Below are 18636 nucleotides of genomic sequence, written 5' to 3'. Positions count from 1 at the left end.
ATTTATTTTAGATTTACTTTTCCTCTTTAAAATAGTGAATCAACCCATTTGTAGATGAATCATGCGAGGTTACAGGCGCTGGATTCTTTAATTCTGATAAAATTTTCCCAGCCAAGACTTTTCCCAACTCTACCCCAAATTGATCAAAACTGAAAATATTCCAAATGATACCTTGAACAAATATTTTATGTTCGTATAATGCAATCAGTTGTCCTAATGAAAAGGGAGTCAATTCCTTAAACATTAATGAATTGGTGGGTGTATTTCCGTGGAAGACTTTGTAGTTGACTAATCGGTTGATTTCGTCTGCAGAAATTCCTGATTTTTCTAATTCTGCTCTGGCTTCGGTTTCGGTTTTTCCGAAAGCCAATGCTTCGGTTTGGGCAAAAAAGTTTGCCAATAATTTTTCTTGATGGTCAGAAACTTCATTACATGATTTAACATAGGCGATAAAATCTGCCGGAATCAATTCTGTTCCTTGATGAATGAGTTGATAAAACGCATGTTGCCCATTCGTTCCCGGTTCTCCCCATATAATCGGTCCTGTTTCATAGGCTACGAATTCGCCATTTCGGTCTACACATTTCCCATTACTTTCCATATCACCTTGTTGAAGGTAAGCCGCAAAACGATCTAAGTATTGAGAGTATGGCAGAATCGCGTAGGTTCCTGCATCAAAGAAATTACGATACCATATTCCGAGAAGTCCCATTAAAACTGGCACATTCTCTTTGAAATCAGCCGTTTGAAAATGAATATCAGTTTCGTTGGCTCCTTTTAATAATTGTTCGAAATTTTCGTAACCCACGGAAAGAACGATGCTTAAACCGATGGCACTCCACAAAGAATATCTACCACCGACCCAATCCCAAAATTCGAAAATGTTTTCCTCTGCAATGCCAAAATTTTTCACCGCTTCAACATTGGTAGAGAGCGCCACAAAATGTTTTGCAACGTCTTCTTGTTTTCCGACTTTCAAAAACCATTCTTTCGCAGATTCTGCGTTGGTCATTGTTTCCTGGGTGGTAAACGTTTTAGAGGCGATAATAAAAAGCGTCGTTTCTGGATTTAAGTTTTTTAGAACTTCTGCAATGTGATTTCCGTCAACATTAGAGACGAAATGAACGTGTAATCTTGTTTTAAAATGCTTCAAAGCCGAACAAACCATTACTGGTCCCAAATCTGAACCACCAATTCCGATATTCACAACATCGGTAATTTCTTTTCCTGAAAATCCTTTATGTTCTCCCGAAATTATTTTCTCAGAAAACGTTTTCATTTGGTTTAAAACCCTTTTAATTCCTGGTTTTATATTTTCACCATCGACTAAAATTTCTTTATCAGAAAAATCTCGCAAGGCGGTGTGCAAAACTGCTCTTCCTTCTGTTTCATTAATTATTCCTCCCGAGAACATGGCGCTGATTGCAGCTTTAACATCGCATTCTTCCGCTAAACTTTGTAAAAGATCAAAGGTTTTCTGATCGATTAAGTTTTTAGAATAATCAAAAAGGTAATCTTCTCTCTTAACAGAAAATTGGTTGAATCGTTCTGGATTATATTGAAAAAGGGTACGAAGTTCAAAATCATTATGAGCAAAATGATCAGATAGATTTTTCCAGGCGTTGGTTTGTGTAGGATTTATTTTGGGCAACATCATATTTTCAAAGTTTAAGGTTTAATGTTCACCGTTTTTGACAATGAGCATTAAAAATTTCGTGCAAATTTACGGAAAAATGAGTGGATGAAAAACTTTGTGGTCGATAAGAAATGATTATTTTTGTTAGCCAGTCGTTTTAAAAAACGATCTTTTTGAAATATTTAACTCAGTGAGATGAAGTGTTTTATAAAAAGCGATTGAGTTTACGCCATATTTTGATACTTATGAAAATAGTTTTACGTCTCTTTTTTCTTCTGATATGCAGTTTTGCTTTTAGTCAGGATATTCAATGGGGAAAGGTCTCTCAACAAGAAATTGATTTAGATGAAGTTGCTTTTGAACCTGGTGCAGATGCGGTAAAGTTAAAAGATATTGGTCTCTTAAAAATTACGGACCGTGGTTATGAACTCGTTGAATACGGACGCACTAAAATTTTATCGATCAACGGTTTTGAGAACGCAGAAAAGAAATGGAGCTACCGACCTGCCGTTTTTAATGACAAGGTTGTTTTGCAGGGCGCCCAAACGATCAATATTATCGATGGAAAATCGGTGATCACGCCAGTCGATAAGAAAGATATTATCATTAGTAGAAATGGCAATATCGAAGAAATTGCTTTGGCTTTTCCCAATGTTCGGGTCGGATCAATGATAGAATACAAAGTAAAAATAATGCGGCCGTATGATTTGTATGCTTCACCTTGGCGTTTTCAAAATTCGATCCCGACGCTTTCTTCCCAGTTGTATTTAGATCTGGCAACAGGTTTCAATTACAAAGTCATCTTGAAAGGACAAAAACTTAATCAAAAGTACAGCGGCAAGAAAAACAATAAAGAATGGGAATTGACCAATATTCCGAGTGATAAAATGTATAAAAACGTTTATAATATTGAAGATTATAGGGAAAGACTAATGTTTCAATATACCTCAGCAAAGAATTATTATGGCACTTATTATTCGGAAAATTCATGGAGCGGATTTAAAAAAATAATTATTAAAGATATTCAACAAAGCGGTAAAAATGTAGATTTCCCACGAATCGCAGCTCAAATAAAAAATGGATCTACGCAATTAGAAACCTTAAAGAATTGCGTGCAGTTTTTACGTGATCATTATATATGGAATCAATTTTTAGCGGTGAAAACTTCCGATATCCAAAGTGATTTTTTACAAACAAAAATTGGGAATACTGCAGATTTCAATATTCTTTTAAAAGGAATTTTGAGTATCAAAAACATTCAGTCTGAACTGGCAATTAATAGTCCGCGTTCCAACGGGAGAATCATTGTTGCCTATCCGACGTTTTCAAAATTGCAAACGCTCATAAACATAGTAGAGGTGGACCATGGCGAGAAATTACTCATTGATGGTGCCACTTCTCAGCCAGAGAATATCAGGTTTTTATCACTCAATAATTTCAATTATATAGTGCTGGGACTAGACTCGCCCGGTGAATTTTTTATAACTGTTTCTCCCTCGCTTTCTGAATTTGTTTCCCGGCAAAATTTAGAAATTGGCGAAGATGATTCGACCGTCGAAATTCAAAACCGAACGAATGGTTATTTTAATCTGGAAATTTTTAATCAGGAAATTTTCAATGTTTTTACTGGAATTATGACTGCAGACACTGTGAAAAAAGAGTCCGATGAATGGACGTTAACTCAGCGCACCGTCGATTTTGATAATCCAGCCAATTCAGTATTCGTTATCGAAAATCCGTTTACCAAAAGTTTGAAAAAATTAACAGTCGATAAAAATCGGGATTTTCCGATTGAGTTAGATTTCCCTTTTTTAGCAACCATTCAACTGAGAACACAATTTCCCGAAAATTATAAGCTGGATACTGAAGATTTTCAACGTAAAATTTCAGCATTTAAAGGCGATTTGCAATACCTTCAAGAAGTTGAAATTATTAATAATGAAAAATTGATCACTTGGTCTTTACTCATTAATAAAACTATTTTCCAAAATAAGGAGATTCAAGAGTATAATGAGTTCATGGATAAAGTGACAGATGCTTTTTCAAAAGTTGTGGTCATTAGAAAGAAATAATGTAGAAACCGTCAAAGTTTTGAAAACCTTGACGGTTTAAATCCTTATCATCTATTCAGAAGTATTAGGATTCAGCATTAGTAACTGTTTTTCTTTTTCTAAAAAGATAGAAAGCAATTCCTCCAATTAATAAAATTGGCCAAAGGGAAACCAAACCAATTGCGATTTTCTGAATCAAGTAAAAACCTTCTATAAAACTGTTTTTCAAATCATAGAAAAAATTGAATTTGTATTTGTTGTCAATATTTGTTGTGTTGAAAACTTGGATTTCAGCGATGCGGAGTTTTGGCTCTTTAAGATAAATATCGACGTTGCTGTATTTCAACTGATCCGTTATTTCAAAGCTGGAGATTGTTTGTCCATTCTTTTCTCGTTCATTATCATCAATCATCATAACCTGGTCTTTGTCGGTTTTTAATTGTGAAATATTCTTGCCCGTATTTTTATTTCTTGTTACCTCTAGTTCCGCAAGTTTAATATTGGCAGTTACCTCTTCGGCAGTAATATTTCGGCTGGTAAGAAACAGATTCTTATCATGAATGAAAGTTAAGAATTCTCCTAATTGAGCGGTAGGAACTCTTACCTGGATGGTGTTTTCTGTTTGGAATTTTCTAACCAATGTCGCGTTTTCATCAGAGGTGTTAAAGGTTTCTTCTGAAATAATTTGAGAATGCAAACGGCTAGAGGTCACGAACCCGCCTACTTCTTTTAGCTGTTTTTCAATGGAAATTGTGGCTTCGTAAACATCTTTAACTTCCATAGAAACATCCGCTGATTTGATAAACTGTTTGTCTTTTACCTGAAGGGTTGCCACGGAAGAAATGCTGTCGGAGATTTCTGTACTGGCAGTGTAATCAGTATCAGCCAAACCGTACTCGCCGACGGTTTCGTTTTTGTTACAAGCAAAAATGATGGTTAAAATTAGGAATCCAACAACGAAGGAAAATTTTGGAGATTTCATAACGGATTTTTTATTGATTAATTGAATCAAATTTCCGTATGAATTCTTTGTAAAGTTTGTAAATGAATTATATAGTTCTTGTAAAAATTATTTTACAAATATAACCAATTGATAATCAACTTCTTGAATATTAATCTTTTTCTTCTAAAGTAATATTCTTGGTGATTTTATATTTTTTGCGGGCTTTTTTCACTTTCGTCTCCTCGCCCAAAACACTTCCCCAAGGTTGTAACCCTTCTACTCTTTCAAAAATAATTTTTAAAATGGCCAGGAAAGGAATACTCAAAAACATTCCAGAAATCCCCCATAATTCTTCACCAATTAAAAGTCCGATGAATGTAAAAAGTGCGTTGATCTTTACTTTTGAGCCCACCACCAAGGGCAGAATAATATTCCCATCGATGGCGTGGATGATGAAGTAGCCTACCAAGACAAAAAGCGTATGGTTTCCACCAGTTGCAAAAGAAATTAAACAGGCAATTAAAGTGGAAAATATAATGCCAACATAAGGAATCACATTCATTAATCCCGTTAAAACACCCAAAAGAATCGCATATTTTACACCGAGCACAGAAAGTAAAATACTGGTTAAGGTGCTGACAATGACAATCTGAATAAATAATCCGGAAATATATTCTTTAATTATTTTTTGAATTTCCATAATCCCTTCATTCACTCTTTCAAAATGTTGGTTATGAAAAATCGAAATAATGAATTGGTACAGCAGCCGGCGATAATTTAAAATAAAGATGAAAAATAAGGCACTGAACAAGAAAAAAGCCATCGTAGAAGAAAACATAGAAACGGTGAAGCCTAAAATAAGTGCCGTTGAGGAAAGTAATTTTTCTAAAGCTTGATTGAGGTAACTCATTTGCGCGTTAAAGTTCAGATCAAAGGTCTTGGAAATCCAAATTTGCAGTTCAGTAAATGATTCGGAAACTTGTGATTTTAAAACCGGAAGATCATTGGCAAAATCACTGAGCTGCGTCGAAAAGAAATAAACCAGCCCCGTTAAAACGGCCATCATCAATAGCAAAGACGAAAAGGTAGATATTGTTCTAGAAAACCTAAGCTTTCGCTCCAGAAAATTAGCAAATGGAAGAAATAAAAGCGCCATTAAGATTGAAAAAAACAACGGTGCCAAGACTGTTTTTCCAATTTTAGCCAAATATCCTACCGCTAAAATGCTGATGAGGATTAAAGCGAGTCGCAATACAAAAGGGAGTTGTATTTTCATTTTGAAGCAATTATCTAATTGTGCAAAGATATTTCTTTTTTAGATGGGGAGGCTTTAATATAGTATTAATACAAGTGATCTAGAAGAGTTAATTTTGTCATGTATTCTATAAAATTGATATTATTCTTAAAAAAATTGACAAAAATTGACAAAAATTGAATATAGAAAGCGATACTCTGCAATTATACTTTAATTAGTCGAAATCTTATCGATCTAGGAATTTAACATTAAGTTAATGTATAAACGGAAATGATAACCGATTTTTGCAGTACAATAAAACATTTGTAAATGGAGCAAATTTATATAATTATGCTTATTGCCTTAGGAATATTAGCAATCATTGATTTGGTGGTTGGTGTGAGCAATGATGCAGTAAATTTTTTAAATTCGGCAATAGGTTCGAAAGCCATTTCTTTTAAAATCACCATGATTGTTGCGAGCCTGGGTGTTCTTATCGGCGCCCTATTTTCAAGTGGGATGATGGAGATTGCACGAAGCGGCATTTTTGTGCCGAGCATGTTTAGCTTTAATGATGTGATGATCATTTTTCTTGCAGTGATGATTGCAGATATCCTTTTATTAGATGTTTTCAATAGCTTAGGATTGCCAACTTTAACCACGGTTTCTATTATTTTTGAATTATTGGGTGCGGCAGTTTGTCTGGCAGTATATAAAATTGTGACCTCCGATGAAAGTCTGGATAATTTGGGAGCATATATCAATACAAAGAAAGCCTCTATGATTGTTTATAGTATCCTTTTGTCCGTATTTTTATCTTTTACGATTGGTGGTTTTGTACAATATATTTCCCGATTAATATTTACCTTTCATTTTGAAAAGAAGCTTAAATATTTTGGAGCCATCTTCGGTGGTGCCGCAATTACAGCAATTACTTTTTTCATTTTGATTAAAGGATTAAAAGGAGTTTCATTCATATCTGAGGAACAGTTTGCGTGGATCGATCAACATCAATTTTTCATTTTAGGTGGTAATTTTATTTTATTTACAGCCTTATCTCAGATTTTGATTAGCGTTTTCAAGATCAATATTTTACGGGTAATCATCTTGATTGGCACCTTTGCGCTGGCGCTTGCATTTGCAGGGAATGATTTGGTCAATTTTATTGGAGTTCCCATTGCAGCTTTCAATTCTTATGAAATTTTTAGCGGAAGTGGTATTTCTGGTGATGCATTTATGATGGGAGATTTGGCCAATAATGATATTGTTGCGCCTTTCTATTTTTTACTATTTGCGGGCGTGATCATGGTTGTTACGCTTTGGACTTCAAAAAAGGCACGAAGCGTTATAGAAACTGGCGTCAATTTATCCAGACAAGGTGATGGTGTAGAAAAATTTACCCCGAACACCATTTCCCGCGCCATCGTACGAGCTGGAGTCAATATTGGAGAAGGCATCAATCATTTTCTACCAAAAAGAGTACAAATTAATATCAATAGAAGATTTCGAAGCGTACCGAAATCTACTAAAAATAAAGCAGACGAACCAGCTTTCGATATGGTACGTGCTTCTGTTAATTTAATGGTTGCAAGTATCTTAATTGCAATTGGTACTTCGATGAAATTACCGTTATCTACCACCTATGTTACTTTTATGGTTGCCATGGGAACTTCATTTGCAGACAGAGCGTGGGATCGGGAAAGTGCAGTTTACAGAATTGCGGGCGTTTTCAAAGTAATCGGTGGCTGGTTTTTCACGGCGATTGTTGCATTTTTATTGGCGTGTACAATCGCTTATATATTGAAAATTGGTGAAGTATTCGCTTTTGTGGGGCTTTTGCTTTTGCTGGCAATAATACTATATAGAAGTTCTAGAAAATATAAACAGAAGGTCGCAGTGGAGGCAGAAATAAACACATTGCGTCGAGAAGATATTGGCACCGTAAATGAAATGATTATGGAAAGTTCTGCTCAAATATCAAAAGTTTTTAGTAAAACAAATTCACTTTATAGCAGCTTAATCAATAATATCAGTTCCTACGATTTAGCGCTGCTGAAAGCCAATAAAAAAGAGCAGAAAAGTTTAGAAAAGGAAGTAGATGAGTTGAAAAGTAACGTGTTTTATTTCATTAAAAACTTAGATGCTAACTCTGTAGAAGCAAGCAAATTTTATATTCTAATTTTAAGCTATTTGCAAGATATGGTGCAGTCTATAGATTTTCTAACCAGCAATAGTTACTCCCATGTTCATAATAACCATAAACCCTTAAAAGAAAATCAGATCAGTGACTTAAAAACCATTGATTCTCAAATGAGTCAGTTATTGCTTCTTTTAGAGGAAAGTTTCAAATCTGATGATTTTCATAAAATCGACTTAATTTTAGAAGAGAAAGAGATGGTTTTGAATACAGTATCTGAACTGATTACAAAGCAAATCATAAGAATCCGGACCACAGAAACGAGTCCGAAAAATAGTAAATTTTATCTGGCCTTACTGCTTGAAACCAATGATCTGGTAAAGTCTATCATGAATCTATTAGAATTATTTAAGGAGTTTAATCAACTTAATAAAGGGTAAGTTATTTTAAACAGGTCAAAAAATAATGCTTTTTACCGAACGAGATCGATTTTCAATGCTGTGGAAATTGATTAAAAAAAATTCTGTATTGCTACAGAATTTTTTTATATTTTCACGAATCTAAACTCTTCAAATGTCAAATTTTATTGGTGTAAAATGAAGAGAATTAAGACTCTATCGCCAGCTCAATCACTTCGCCCATTCGGCTAACATAATTGATTTTTAGATTTTTCAGATAATCCTTTTTGATTTCTTCTACATCTTTTCGGTTGGCTTCACAAAGAATAATTTCTTTAATGCCAGCGCGGGCTGCAGCGAGAAGTTTCTCCTTAATTCCTCCCACCGGAAGAACTTTTCCACGCAAGGTAATTTCACCGGTCATTGCAAGATGAGATTTTACTTTTTTATTTTTAAAACTCGACACAATAGAAGTCAACATAGCAATTCCTGCAGAAGGTCCGTCTTTTGGCGTTGCACCTTCCGGAACATGCACGTGAATATTGTTTTTCTGAATATCTTCGGACGAAATTCCCAACTCCTGGTGTTTGGCTTTAATATACTCCAAAGCAATGGTTGCCGATTCTTTCATCACATTACCGAGATTTCCGGTCATGGTTAAAATCCCTTTTCCTTCACTCAAAATGCTTTCAATAAAAAGAATATCTCCTCCAACTTGAGTCCAAGCTAAGCCAGTTACTACCCCTGGGACACTGGTAATCTCCGATAAGTTTTTCGGTCGTGGTACGCCTAGAATTTCATCCACTTTTTCAAGCATTATTTTAGGTTCGTAATCCTTTTCCATCGCGGTTTGCAACGCTACCCATCTGGCAACAGATGCAATTTGCTTTTCTAAACCTCGAACACCACTTTCAGAGGTGTGCGCATCAATGATGTGTTTCAATTCTGCATTTCCCAGTTTAAAAGATTTCACTTCCAAACCGTTTTCTTCCTGTTGCTTTTTAATAAGATGGCGTTTGGCAATTTCTACCTTTTCTTCTAAAGTATACCCGGCAATTTCGATGATTTCCATTCGATCAAGCAATGGGCGCTGTATCGTGGAAAGTGAATTGGCCGTGGCGATAAACATTACTTTCGATAAATCGTAGCCCATTTCTAAAAAGTTATCATAGAAAGAATTGTTCTGCTCAGGATCCAAAACCTCTAATAAAGCAGAACTTGGATCACCATGAATTCCTTGTCCTATTTTGTCAATTTCATCTAAAACAATAACAGGATTAGAGGTTCCTGCTTTTTTAATAGATTGCAGAATACGCCCAGCCATGGCACCAATGTAGGTTTTCCGGTGTCCCCGGATTTCAGATTCATCATGAAGTCCGCCCAAGGAAACACGAATATATTTTCTACCCAAAGCATCTGCAACTGATTTTCCTAACGAGGTTTTACCCACTCCCGGTGGACCCACCAAGCACAAAATCGGTGATTTCATATTGTTTTTCAGTTTCAGAACTGCCATGTGTTCTAAGATTCTTTTCTTAATATCTTCCAGTCCGTAATGCGCTTTATCTAAAACTTTTTCCGCTTTAATAATATCGAAAACATCTTTCGAGTATTTTTCCCAAGGCAAGTCTGTGAAGAAGTCGAGGTAGTTTCTCTGAACATTATAATCAGGAGAATTTGGGTTCTGTCGCTGAAGACGATTGATTTCTTTTTTGAAATGCTCATCAACTTCATCGTTCCACTTGATTTTTTTAGCTTTTTCTAATAGTTCCTCAACATCAGATTCAGGGCCACCGCCCAATTCATCTTGAATGGTTCTAATTTGTTGATTTAGAAAATATTCTCTTTGTTGTTTATCAAGGTCTTTGGAAGTTTTATTGTGAATCTGACTGCGCAATTCTAATTTCCGATATTCATCATGCATCAAAGCATAACATTTTTCCGCACGAATCATCAAACTTTTTTCCTCCAGTAATTTCTGTTTTTCGTTGGGCGAAAAACTAGCATTGGAGCAAATAAAATTCAGCAAATCCTCATTGGCAGAAATATTTTTTACGGCAAAGTTGGCCGCATTTGGAATATTGGGATCGATGTCGATAATTTTTAAAGCCAGATCTTTTACATTTTCCAAAAGCGCTTCGTATTCGTCTTTTTTCTTAGTAGAACTGTCTTTTAATTTGGTTATCGAAGCTTTAAAATAAGGTTTTTTACCGGTAAATTCTTTGACTTTAAATCTTTGGAAACCTCTGGTAATCGCCGTCACATTCCCTTCAGGAAGTTTAATGATTTTAATGATTTTTGCTAACGTACCCACGCTGAATAAATCATCGGTGGTTGGATTTTCGATACTCGAATTATTTTGGGTAAGAATCCCGATGTATTCATTGTTGCGCTGGGCTTCTTCTAAAAGTTTAATCGACATGGCTCTGCCCGCAGTTATTGGAATAATAACTTTAGGGAACATGACCATATTCCTAACCGGTAAGATTGGGAAAATAGTTTGCTCGTTATGCTCGTCCAGGTTTTCTAAATCAGAAATGTTGATTTCTTCAGATAAAATACTGAAACCGTCGTCTAAAATTTCGTCAAAGTTGAGATCTTCAAATTCTTTCATAATATGATTAATGACAAATTGTCATTTTTTATAGGTAATTAAAGGTGCTTATCCGTATTTCCATTGAAAAGTACGGGTATTTGTAGGGTCTGTATAATTTGACAAGCATTATGCCATCGAAAAATTTAGACAAAATTACCGCTGGAATTGATGTAGTTTTAAATAAGTGTGTAATTTTTTTTCTAATCTATTAAAAATGTGTATTTTCGCAAACTGATAAAATTATACAAAAAAGATGGCAATTTTAGGACAAATAAGAAACAGACCTTGGCTTTTGATGGGAATTATTGCAGTAGCAATGTTGGCTTTCGTAGTGAATCCCGATAGTCTTGAAAAGCTATTTGGTGCAGAACCAGGGGTTTACGGCAAAGTAAACGGCGAAGAGATTTCTAAGGAAGATTTTGATGACCAACTGTTTATGCTGCAGCAGCAAGCAGAACAACAAGGCCAGCCTACCAAAGGTTTGGAAGAACAAGCTTGGCAAATGATCATTCAGTCTAAACTCATCAAACAACAGTTTGATAAAATGGGCTTGACTTTAACAGAAGAGATGTTCTGGAATCAATTGCAGTTTGATCCTTTATTTGCTCAAAATAAAGAAAACTTCGACGAAAAAGGCAATTTCAAAGTTCAGGAAATTAAAGGTCAAGTTGAACAAATGAAAGGCACCAATCTGGAAATGTACAACAACTGGATGAAGACCAGAAAATCAATTGAATACAGAATGATGGCCAGACAACTTTTTGCAAATGTGACTACAGGAATCACTGTGAGTAAAAAAGAAGCAGAGGAAATCATGAAAGAAAGAGATCAGTTGGCAGATATTGATTTTGTTAAAATTGATTACAATGTATATGCACAGAAAAACCCTGTAAAAGTAACAACACAGGATTTAACAGATTATATTAAAGCTCATCCCATTTTGTTTAAACGAGATGCCAGTAGAAATTTAGGGCTTGTATATTTTCCAGCTGCGCCAAGTACCCAAGATGAAACTGCTTCAGAAACTGAAATCAATAAATTATTTAAAGAAGGAAGCGACTTAAGCGGAAAAGAAAGTTTTCAAAATACAACCAACGACTCCATGTTTATTGCGTTAAATTCTGACTTGCCGTTCAACCCAACCTATTTTTCTACAGATCAGTTGCCTATGGCAATTAGAGATAAGGTTGCAACTGCAAGTGTAGGTACAACTTTTGGCCCTTACAAAGAACAAAACTTTTATGTGGTTTCTAAATTATTAGATAAAAAACCTTCTGATTCTACCTTATCACGTCATATTTTGGTAACCTACAAAGGAAATCAAGCAGCGGGTGATGTTACAAGAACGAAAGACGAAGCTAAAAAATTAGCAGATTCTATTGGAGCTGCGGTCAAAGCTGATCCGTCTAAATTCGCAGAATTCTTAAAATACTCCTCAGATCCAGGCTCTGCCGCTCAAGGTGGAAGTGTGGGTTGGACCACTCCTGCGACACCATTTGTGCCAGAATATTTAAATTTCTTAGCCACCAACGGAAAAGGAGCAACTGCCGTAGTTGAAACCCAATATGGTTATCATATCATCAATATTGAAGATAAAAAAGCCGGAACCATGGCGTACAAAGTCGCAAACTTGGTTAAGACGGTGAAAGCTTCTGACAAAACAGAAAACGAAATCTATACAAAAGCTACAAAATACATTCAGCAGGTGCAAGGTAAAAGTTTCAACGACTTTGCTAACCTTGCTAAAAAAAGCAAGTATGTATTCTTTAACCCAACTGAAGTTGGAAGATTCCAAGGTCAGCTTCCTGGTTTAGGAACAGATAAAGATGAAGAAATCATCGCTTGGGCATTTAATAAGAAAAGAAAAAAAGGAGATACCGATATCTTCACCGTAGATGGAACTGGTGACCGAATTGTTGCTTACGTCAATGGGGTACAAGAGGCAGGCCCTGCAGATCCAGAAGCAGTAAGAGCGCAGATTGAACCGATCGTGAAAAATAAATTGATGGCAAAACAAATCACCGATAAGATCAATGCAGCGAAAGCAACGAGTTTAGATCAAATCGCGAAACAATTTGGCGTATCAAAACTATCTGCACAAGTGAACATGTTGAATCCACAAGTTAATGGTGCCATGGAACCAAGAGTTGCAGGAGCCGCGTTTGGAGTTGCCAAAAATAAATTGTCGAATCCAGTAGAAGGAGCTACCGGTGTTTATGTAGTTTTGAAAAAATCAGAAACGACCAATAAGCAACCTGGAGACCTGAAGCAAATGACAGAAGCTATTGCTGGACAAAACTCACAGCAGTTCGGCCAAGCATTAATGAAAAGTTTGCAAGACAACGCAAAAATTAAAGATTACAGAATCGAAATTTACAATCAAGTTTCGGCACAGTAATTTTCATATAGGATAATTGATTTAAAGCGACTTTTCGGAGTCGCTTTTTTTGTGGTCTGTGGTAGGCGTTTTACAGTAGGTTTATTTAAAATGTATTATATTTGTTGCTTAAAATTTATATAAAAGTGAAATTCACAAAAGAAATAAAAGCAGGGCTCATCGCTATTTTAGCCATTATTGGATTCGTATTTTTATTCCAATTCATGAAGGGCAAGAGCCTCTTCACTACAGATAATGTATTTTACGCAAAGTTTGATAACGTAGAAGGATTAGCAGCTTCAAACCCCGTTTCAATCAACGGTTTGAAAGTGGGACAAGTTGATAAGATTTTCCCTGTAACCGAAAAAGATGGTAGAATTCATTTTGTGGTAAAAGTAATTATCGATGATAATTTTGAATTTTCCAAAAAATCAACTTTAGAGATTTTTGAGCCTGGATTAATGTCTGGTAAAGAAATGCGCATCAATTTAGAGTATGGTCAACCTATGGCAAAAGATGGAGACACGCTGGCTGGCACTTTCAAACTTTCGATGATGAACAGCATTTCTTCTCAGGTTGGCCCTGTAAAAGATCAGCTGCAAGTGGTGTTGAAAAGAGTAGATTCGTTAACCAACAATGCCAATAAGATTTTTGACGATCAAAACCGAGCAGAAATCCGTGCCTTGCTGACCAATTTAAATAGAACTGTTGCTTCATTCGAAGGAACTTCCAGACAAACAAATGCACTTTTAGCCAATAACGATCCACGCGTACAAAAAGTTTTAGACAATGCCAACCTTGCTACCTTAAGTGCAAAGTCGGCAATTGATAAGTATGGTAAAGTTGCCGATGATGTTGATGTTAAGAAATTAAACAACACCATTGATAAGTTAAGCATTACGGCTGATAAGCTCAATGGTATTATTTCTGGCATACAAAATGGCGAAGGAAGTCTTGGTAAATTGACGAAAGATGAAGAACTTTATCGTAATCTTAATAATACTGCCGAAAATTTGAATAAATTGGTAGAAGATTTAAAAGCAAATCCGAAAAAATACCTAAATTTTTCAGTTTTCGGAAAAAATAACAAAGACTAAAACCATTCAATATGCAGTATATTGACAATATTATTTTCTTTATTGCCCTCGTCGCAGGGTTTGGACTTTTTTTCAAAAGTTTAAAGGAAATCTACCGCAACATTCAACTTGGTAAAGAAAGCCATCGTTCGGACCAAAAAGCAAAACGCTGGGAAACCATGGCGAAAGTCGCGCTTGGTCAAAGTAAAATGGGCAAAAGACCAGTCGCAGCCTTTTTCCACGTGATCGTTTATGTGGGATTTGTTATTATCAATATTGAATTGTTAGAAATTATTGTTGATGGAATCTTCGGAACTCATCGATTCTTAGCAGGGATCTTGGGTGATTCTCTTTATGCAGCCTTCACGGCTACTTTAGAGGTTCTAGCGTTCCTTGTAGTTATTGCTGTGGTGGTGTTTTTTATCAGAAGAAACTTTTACGGAGTTAAACGGCTGACGATGAAAGAGCTCTTCGGCTGGCCAAAACATGATGCAAACTGGATTTTAGTAATCGAATTTGCTTTAATGATGGCTTTCTTTAAAATGAATGCTGCAGATTGGGTTTTACAACAAAGAGGCGTTTTTACAGAACACGGGAGTTTCCCGATTTCCTCAAATCTATTAGGTCCGATATTTGAAAATTTCAGTGATAATATTTTGATAATTACCGAACGAGGAGCTTGGTGGTTCCATTTTATCGGCATTTTGTTCTTTATGAACTACCTTTACTATTCTAAACATTTACATATTATTTTGGCATTTCCGAACACTTGGTTTGCCAATTTAAAACCAAAAGGACAGTTTAACAATTTAGATTCTGTAACCGCAGAAATTAAGTTGATGATGGATCCCAATGCTGATCCTTACGCAGCGCAGCCCAAAGCAGATCCAAACGCAGTTCCAGAAAAATTTGGAGCCAATGATATTTTTGATTTGAGTCAGGTTCAATTACTCAATGCGTATTCCTGCACAGAATGTGGGCGATGTACGGCAGTTTGCCCGGCGAACCTTACCGGCAAAAAACTATCTCCACGAAAAATTATGATGGATACCCGCGATCGTCTCGAAGAAGTAGGTAAGAACATCAACAAAAACGGAAAATTCGTGGAAGATGGCAAGAAATTATTAGATGACCATATTCAAAGAGAAGAACTTTGGGCTTGTACCACCTGTAATGCTTGTGTAGAAGCGTGTCCTATTCTCATCGATCCACTTGCTATCATTATAGAGATGCGTAGATTCTTGGTCATGGAACAATCCGCCGCTCCGCAGGAGCTCAACCAAATGATGACCAATATAGAAAACAATGCCGCACCTTGGCAGTATAATCAAGCTGATCGTTTGAATTGGGCGAAAGAGTAATGTAAAAATGTACTAATTTAACAATGTAACAATCACTAAATTTGGTAAACAGTTACATTGGCATATCGATAAATTAAAAAATGGATTTTACTATAAAAACAATGGCAGAATATGCTGCCGAAGGAAAAATGCCCGAAGTGCTGTTTTTTGTTGGCTGTATGGGAAGTTTTGATGATCGCGCAAAAAAAGTAACCAAATCATTATGTAAAATTTTACACAAAGTTGGGGTCGAGTTTGCCGTTTTAGGTCAAGAAGAATCTTGCAATGGAGATCCTGCAAAACGCGCCGGAAACGAATTCATCTTCCAGATGATGGCACATACCAATATTGAAATAATGAATGGTTATGGAGTCAAGAAAATTGTAACCACTTGTCCCCACTGTTTTAATATTATTAAAAATGAATATCCTGGATTAGGTGGGAATTATGAAGTGATGCATCACACACAATTCCTTAGAAAATTGATGGAAGAAGGTCGTCTTAAAATTGAAGGCGGATCTTTCAAAGGGAAGAAAATTGTTTTTCATGACCCATGTTATTTGGGCAGAGGAAATGGCGAATATGAAGCACCGCGTCAACTTTTGCAAAAATTAGATTCAGAATTGGTAGAAATGAAACGCTGCAAATCCAACGGATTATGTTGTGGCGCAGGAGGAGCGCAAATGTTCAAAGAGCCAGAACCAGGAAATAAAGACATCAATGTAGAAAGAACCGAAGAAGCATTGAACGAAAGTCCAAATATTATAGCGACCGGCTGCCCGTTCTGTAACACCATGATAACCGATGGCGTAAAGCATTTTAACAATACCGAAGTTTCTGTAAAAGACATTGCAGAACTTTTAGCAGAGGCCGACGATTTATAAATAAGAATTTAATATTTCAATTTCATATCTACGTAAAATCTCGACTTCAAAATTTTAATCAAAAAAAATGAAAATAGAAGAATCAACCATTATAGAAACCAATGATTATCGGGTAATTATTTATCCCGCATCCAGGACTTTCACTCCAAAAGAAAGCAAAGTAATTACCGAGAAATTGTTCGATTTTTTGGCAACTTGGGCAGCGCATGGCAAACCATTGTCTTCTTCTTTTAAAATTGAAAAAAATCAGTTTATTGTGGTTTGTGTTGATGAAGATAAGGAGGCGGCATCCGGCTGCTCTGTCGATGCATTAGGTGGCGTTATGAAAGAAATTGAACAGGAATTTCAACTCGGTTTATTCGATCGTATGAAAGCAACTTTTGTGGAAAATGGCGAGGTTAGAACCCTGAAATTACAGGATTTCAGAAACGGTCTAAAAAACGGCGACATTTCAAAAAATATTGAAGTGTACGACTTTTCAAAAAATACCTATGTGGCTTTTTTAAGTGATTTTCTTTTGCCGTTAAGAAGAAGCTGGGCTGGGATTTATATCAATTAAATGCGCATAATAAAAAAATACAACCCTTTGAGATTACTTCTTGAAGGGTTTTTTGTTTCCCTTAAACCAAAAAGCCAAACCATACATTTTATATCCTATCAGCTTCTTATATTTTCCTGAAGGGAAATGAAATCAAGACGCAATTGCTAAAAATTAAGTAAATTCGTTCAACTTTAAAATTCTAACGCATGAAACTTCAAGGTAAGAAAATCCTCATCTGTATTTCCGGTGGCATTGCCGCGTACAAAATTAATTTTCTCATCAGAGATTTCATCAAAAAAGGTGCAGATGTTCAGGTTTTAATGACCCCTTCCGCAGAAAAAATGGTGTCAAAACTTACCCTTTCTACCCTTTCTAAAAATCCGGTCTACACCGAGTTCTATTCTGAAAATGGAACCTGGAACAATCATGTTGACTTGGCGCTTTCAGCAGATGTTATTTTAATGGCTCCGTGCACCGCAAACACTTTAGCGAAGCTGGTTCACGGAATGTGCGACAACTTGGTTTTAGCGACCTATATGTCGGCAAAATGCCCAGTTTTTATAGCTCCAGCCATGGACTTAGAGATGTATCAACATCCTTCGACGAAGCAAAACCTCGAATTGGCTGAAGATTTCGGACATCACATCATTCCCGCTGAACATGGCGAATTGGCCAGCGGATTGTCGGGACAAGGACGAATGGCGGAACCGGAAACCATTGCCCAAATTATTGAAGAATTTTTTAATGCGACCCAAAGCCTTCAAGGCAAAACAGTCTTAATCACGGCTGGGCCAACGTATGAAGCGATTGACCCTGTTCGTTTCATCGGAAATCATTCTTCTGGTAAGATGGGTTTTTCACTGGCAAAAGAAGCGGCCGATCGTGGCGCAAAAGTAATTTTAATTTCGGGACCGAGCGCAGAAAAGACCGATAATCCAAACATTCTAGTTCATCGCGTAACTTCTGCAAAAGAAATGTTCACCAAGGTTTTTGATCATTTTGAAAACGTGGATATTGCTATTGCCAGTGCTGCTGTGGCAGATTATGCTCCGAAAGAAGTCGCTTCAGAAAAAATCAAAAAAAATGATGATTCCCTCACCATTGAACTGGTAAAAAATCCCGATATTCTTAAAACCATGGGCGAAAAGAAAAGCAAACAATTCCTGGTAGGTTTTGCATTGGAAACGCAAAATGAGGAAGAAAATGCCAAAGGAAAACTTCAGAAAAAAAATCTGGATATGATTGTTCTAAACTCTCTTCGAGATGAAGGAGCGGGATTTAAAGGCACCACCAATAAAATCAAAATCATTACGGAAACAACGGTTACAGAATTTCCCTTAAAATCGAAAAATGAAGTGGCAAAAGATATTTTAAATTTCGTGCAAGCGCAGATTTTGAAATAATATCCTTAAATTTCCGTTTC

12 protein-coding genes are annotated in these 18636 nt (G+C 36.1%); 8 read left to right on the top strand and 4 right to left on the bottom strand.

The genetic code is table 11. The annotated features are described in order from the left end of the window. Nucleotides 1-13: 13 nt before the first annotated feature. The gene (gene pgi, locus QWY78_RS03925) at nt 14-1654 is read right to left on the bottom strand and encodes a glucose-6-phosphate isomerase (RefSeq protein ID WP_290216998.1); all 1641 of its coding nucleotides are present in this window, start codon (nt 1652-1654) and stop codon (nt 14-16) included. Between the two features lie 227 nt (nt 1655-1881). Here pgi and QWY78_RS03920 point away from each other — a divergent pair, with 227 nt between their 5' ends. Beyond that, nucleotides 1882-3708 carry a DUF3858 domain-containing protein gene (locus QWY78_RS03920; protein WP_290216799.1) on the top strand — a complete coding sequence of 609 codons (1827 nt, stop codon included), beginning with the start codon at nt 1882-1884 and terminating at the stop codon, nt 3706-3708. A 64-nt stretch (nt 3709-3772) separates the two neighbouring features. On the opposite strand, the gene QWY78_RS03915 is transcribed toward QWY78_RS03920, so the two are convergent. Together QWY78_RS03915 and QWY78_RS03910 are read right to left on the bottom strand one after the other, a co-directional pair. Further along, nucleotides 3773-4669: a DUF4349 domain-containing protein gene (locus QWY78_RS03915; RefSeq protein WP_290216798.1), complete on the bottom strand. Its 897-nt coding sequence runs from the start codon at nt 4667-4669 to the stop codon at nt 3773-3775. A 130-nt stretch (nt 4670-4799) separates the two neighbouring features. Continuing rightward, on the bottom strand, nt 4800-5906 hold the full coding sequence (locus QWY78_RS03910; RefSeq protein WP_290216796.1) for an AI-2E family transporter: 1107 nt from the start codon (nt 5904-5906) through the stop codon (nt 4800-4802). A gap of 288 nt (nt 5907-6194) precedes the next feature. Between QWY78_RS03910 and QWY78_RS03905 the strand changes: the two genes are divergently transcribed. After that, complete coding sequence (locus QWY78_RS03905) at nt 6195-8441, top strand: inorganic phosphate transporter (protein WP_290216795.1); 2247 nt, start codon at nt 6195-6197, stop codon at nt 8439-8441. Nucleotides 8442-8607: 166 nt separating this feature from the next. Here the strand turns inward: QWY78_RS03905 and lon are convergent, their stop codons facing one another. Beyond that, nucleotides 8608-11013, bottom strand: a complete 2406-nt coding sequence (gene lon / locus QWY78_RS03900; protein ID WP_290216793.1) for an endopeptidase La — start codon at nt 11011-11013, stop codon at nt 8608-8610. Nucleotides 11014-11248: 235 nt separating this feature from the next. Here lon and QWY78_RS03895 point away from each other — a divergent pair, with 235 nt between their 5' ends. From QWY78_RS03895 to coaBC, 6 genes are all read left to right on the top strand, one after another. Beyond that, nucleotides 11249-13393, top strand: coding sequence for a peptidylprolyl isomerase (locus QWY78_RS03895; protein ID WP_290216790.1), 2145 nt, complete (start codon nt 11249-11251; stop codon nt 13391-13393). A gap of 125 nt (nt 13394-13518) precedes the next feature. Then, the gene (locus QWY78_RS03890) at nt 13519-14469 is read left to right on the top strand and encodes an MlaD family protein (RefSeq protein WP_290216789.1); all 951 of its coding nucleotides are present in this window, start codon (nt 13519-13521) and stop codon (nt 14467-14469) included. Nucleotides 14470-14480: 11 nt separating this feature from the next. Then, nucleotides 14481-15809 (top strand): 4Fe-4S dicluster domain-containing protein, encoded by a 1329-nt coding sequence (locus tag QWY78_RS03885; protein WP_290216787.1) that lies wholly within the window; start codon nt 14481-14483, stop codon nt 15807-15809. 80 nt (nt 15810-15889) lie between these two features. After that, entirely contained in the window at nt 15890-16672 is a 783-nt protein-coding gene (locus QWY78_RS03880; protein ID WP_290216784.1) for a (Fe-S)-binding protein, read from the top strand. Between the two features lie 67 nt (nt 16673-16739). Beyond that, on the top strand, nt 16740-17231 hold the full coding sequence (locus QWY78_RS03875) for a hypothetical protein (protein ID WP_290216782.1): 492 nt from the start codon (nt 16740-16742) through the stop codon (nt 17229-17231). A 188-nt stretch (nt 17232-17419) separates the two neighbouring features. After that, nucleotides 17420-18616, top strand: coding sequence for a bifunctional phosphopantothenoylcysteine decarboxylase/phosphopantothenate--cysteine ligase CoaBC (gene coaBC / locus QWY78_RS03870; RefSeq protein WP_290216780.1), 1197 nt, complete (start codon nt 17420-17422; stop codon nt 18614-18616). The last annotated feature ends 20 nt before the right edge of the window (nt 18617-18636 follow it).

This window comes from Kaistella yonginensis, from assembly GCF_030409525.1.
Lineage (GTDB): Bacteria > Bacteroidota > Bacteroidia > Flavobacteriales > Weeksellaceae > Kaistella > Kaistella yonginensis.
The sequence above is the reverse complement of the archived record's forward strand: the minus strand, read 5'-3'. Positions and strand labels throughout refer to the sequence as shown.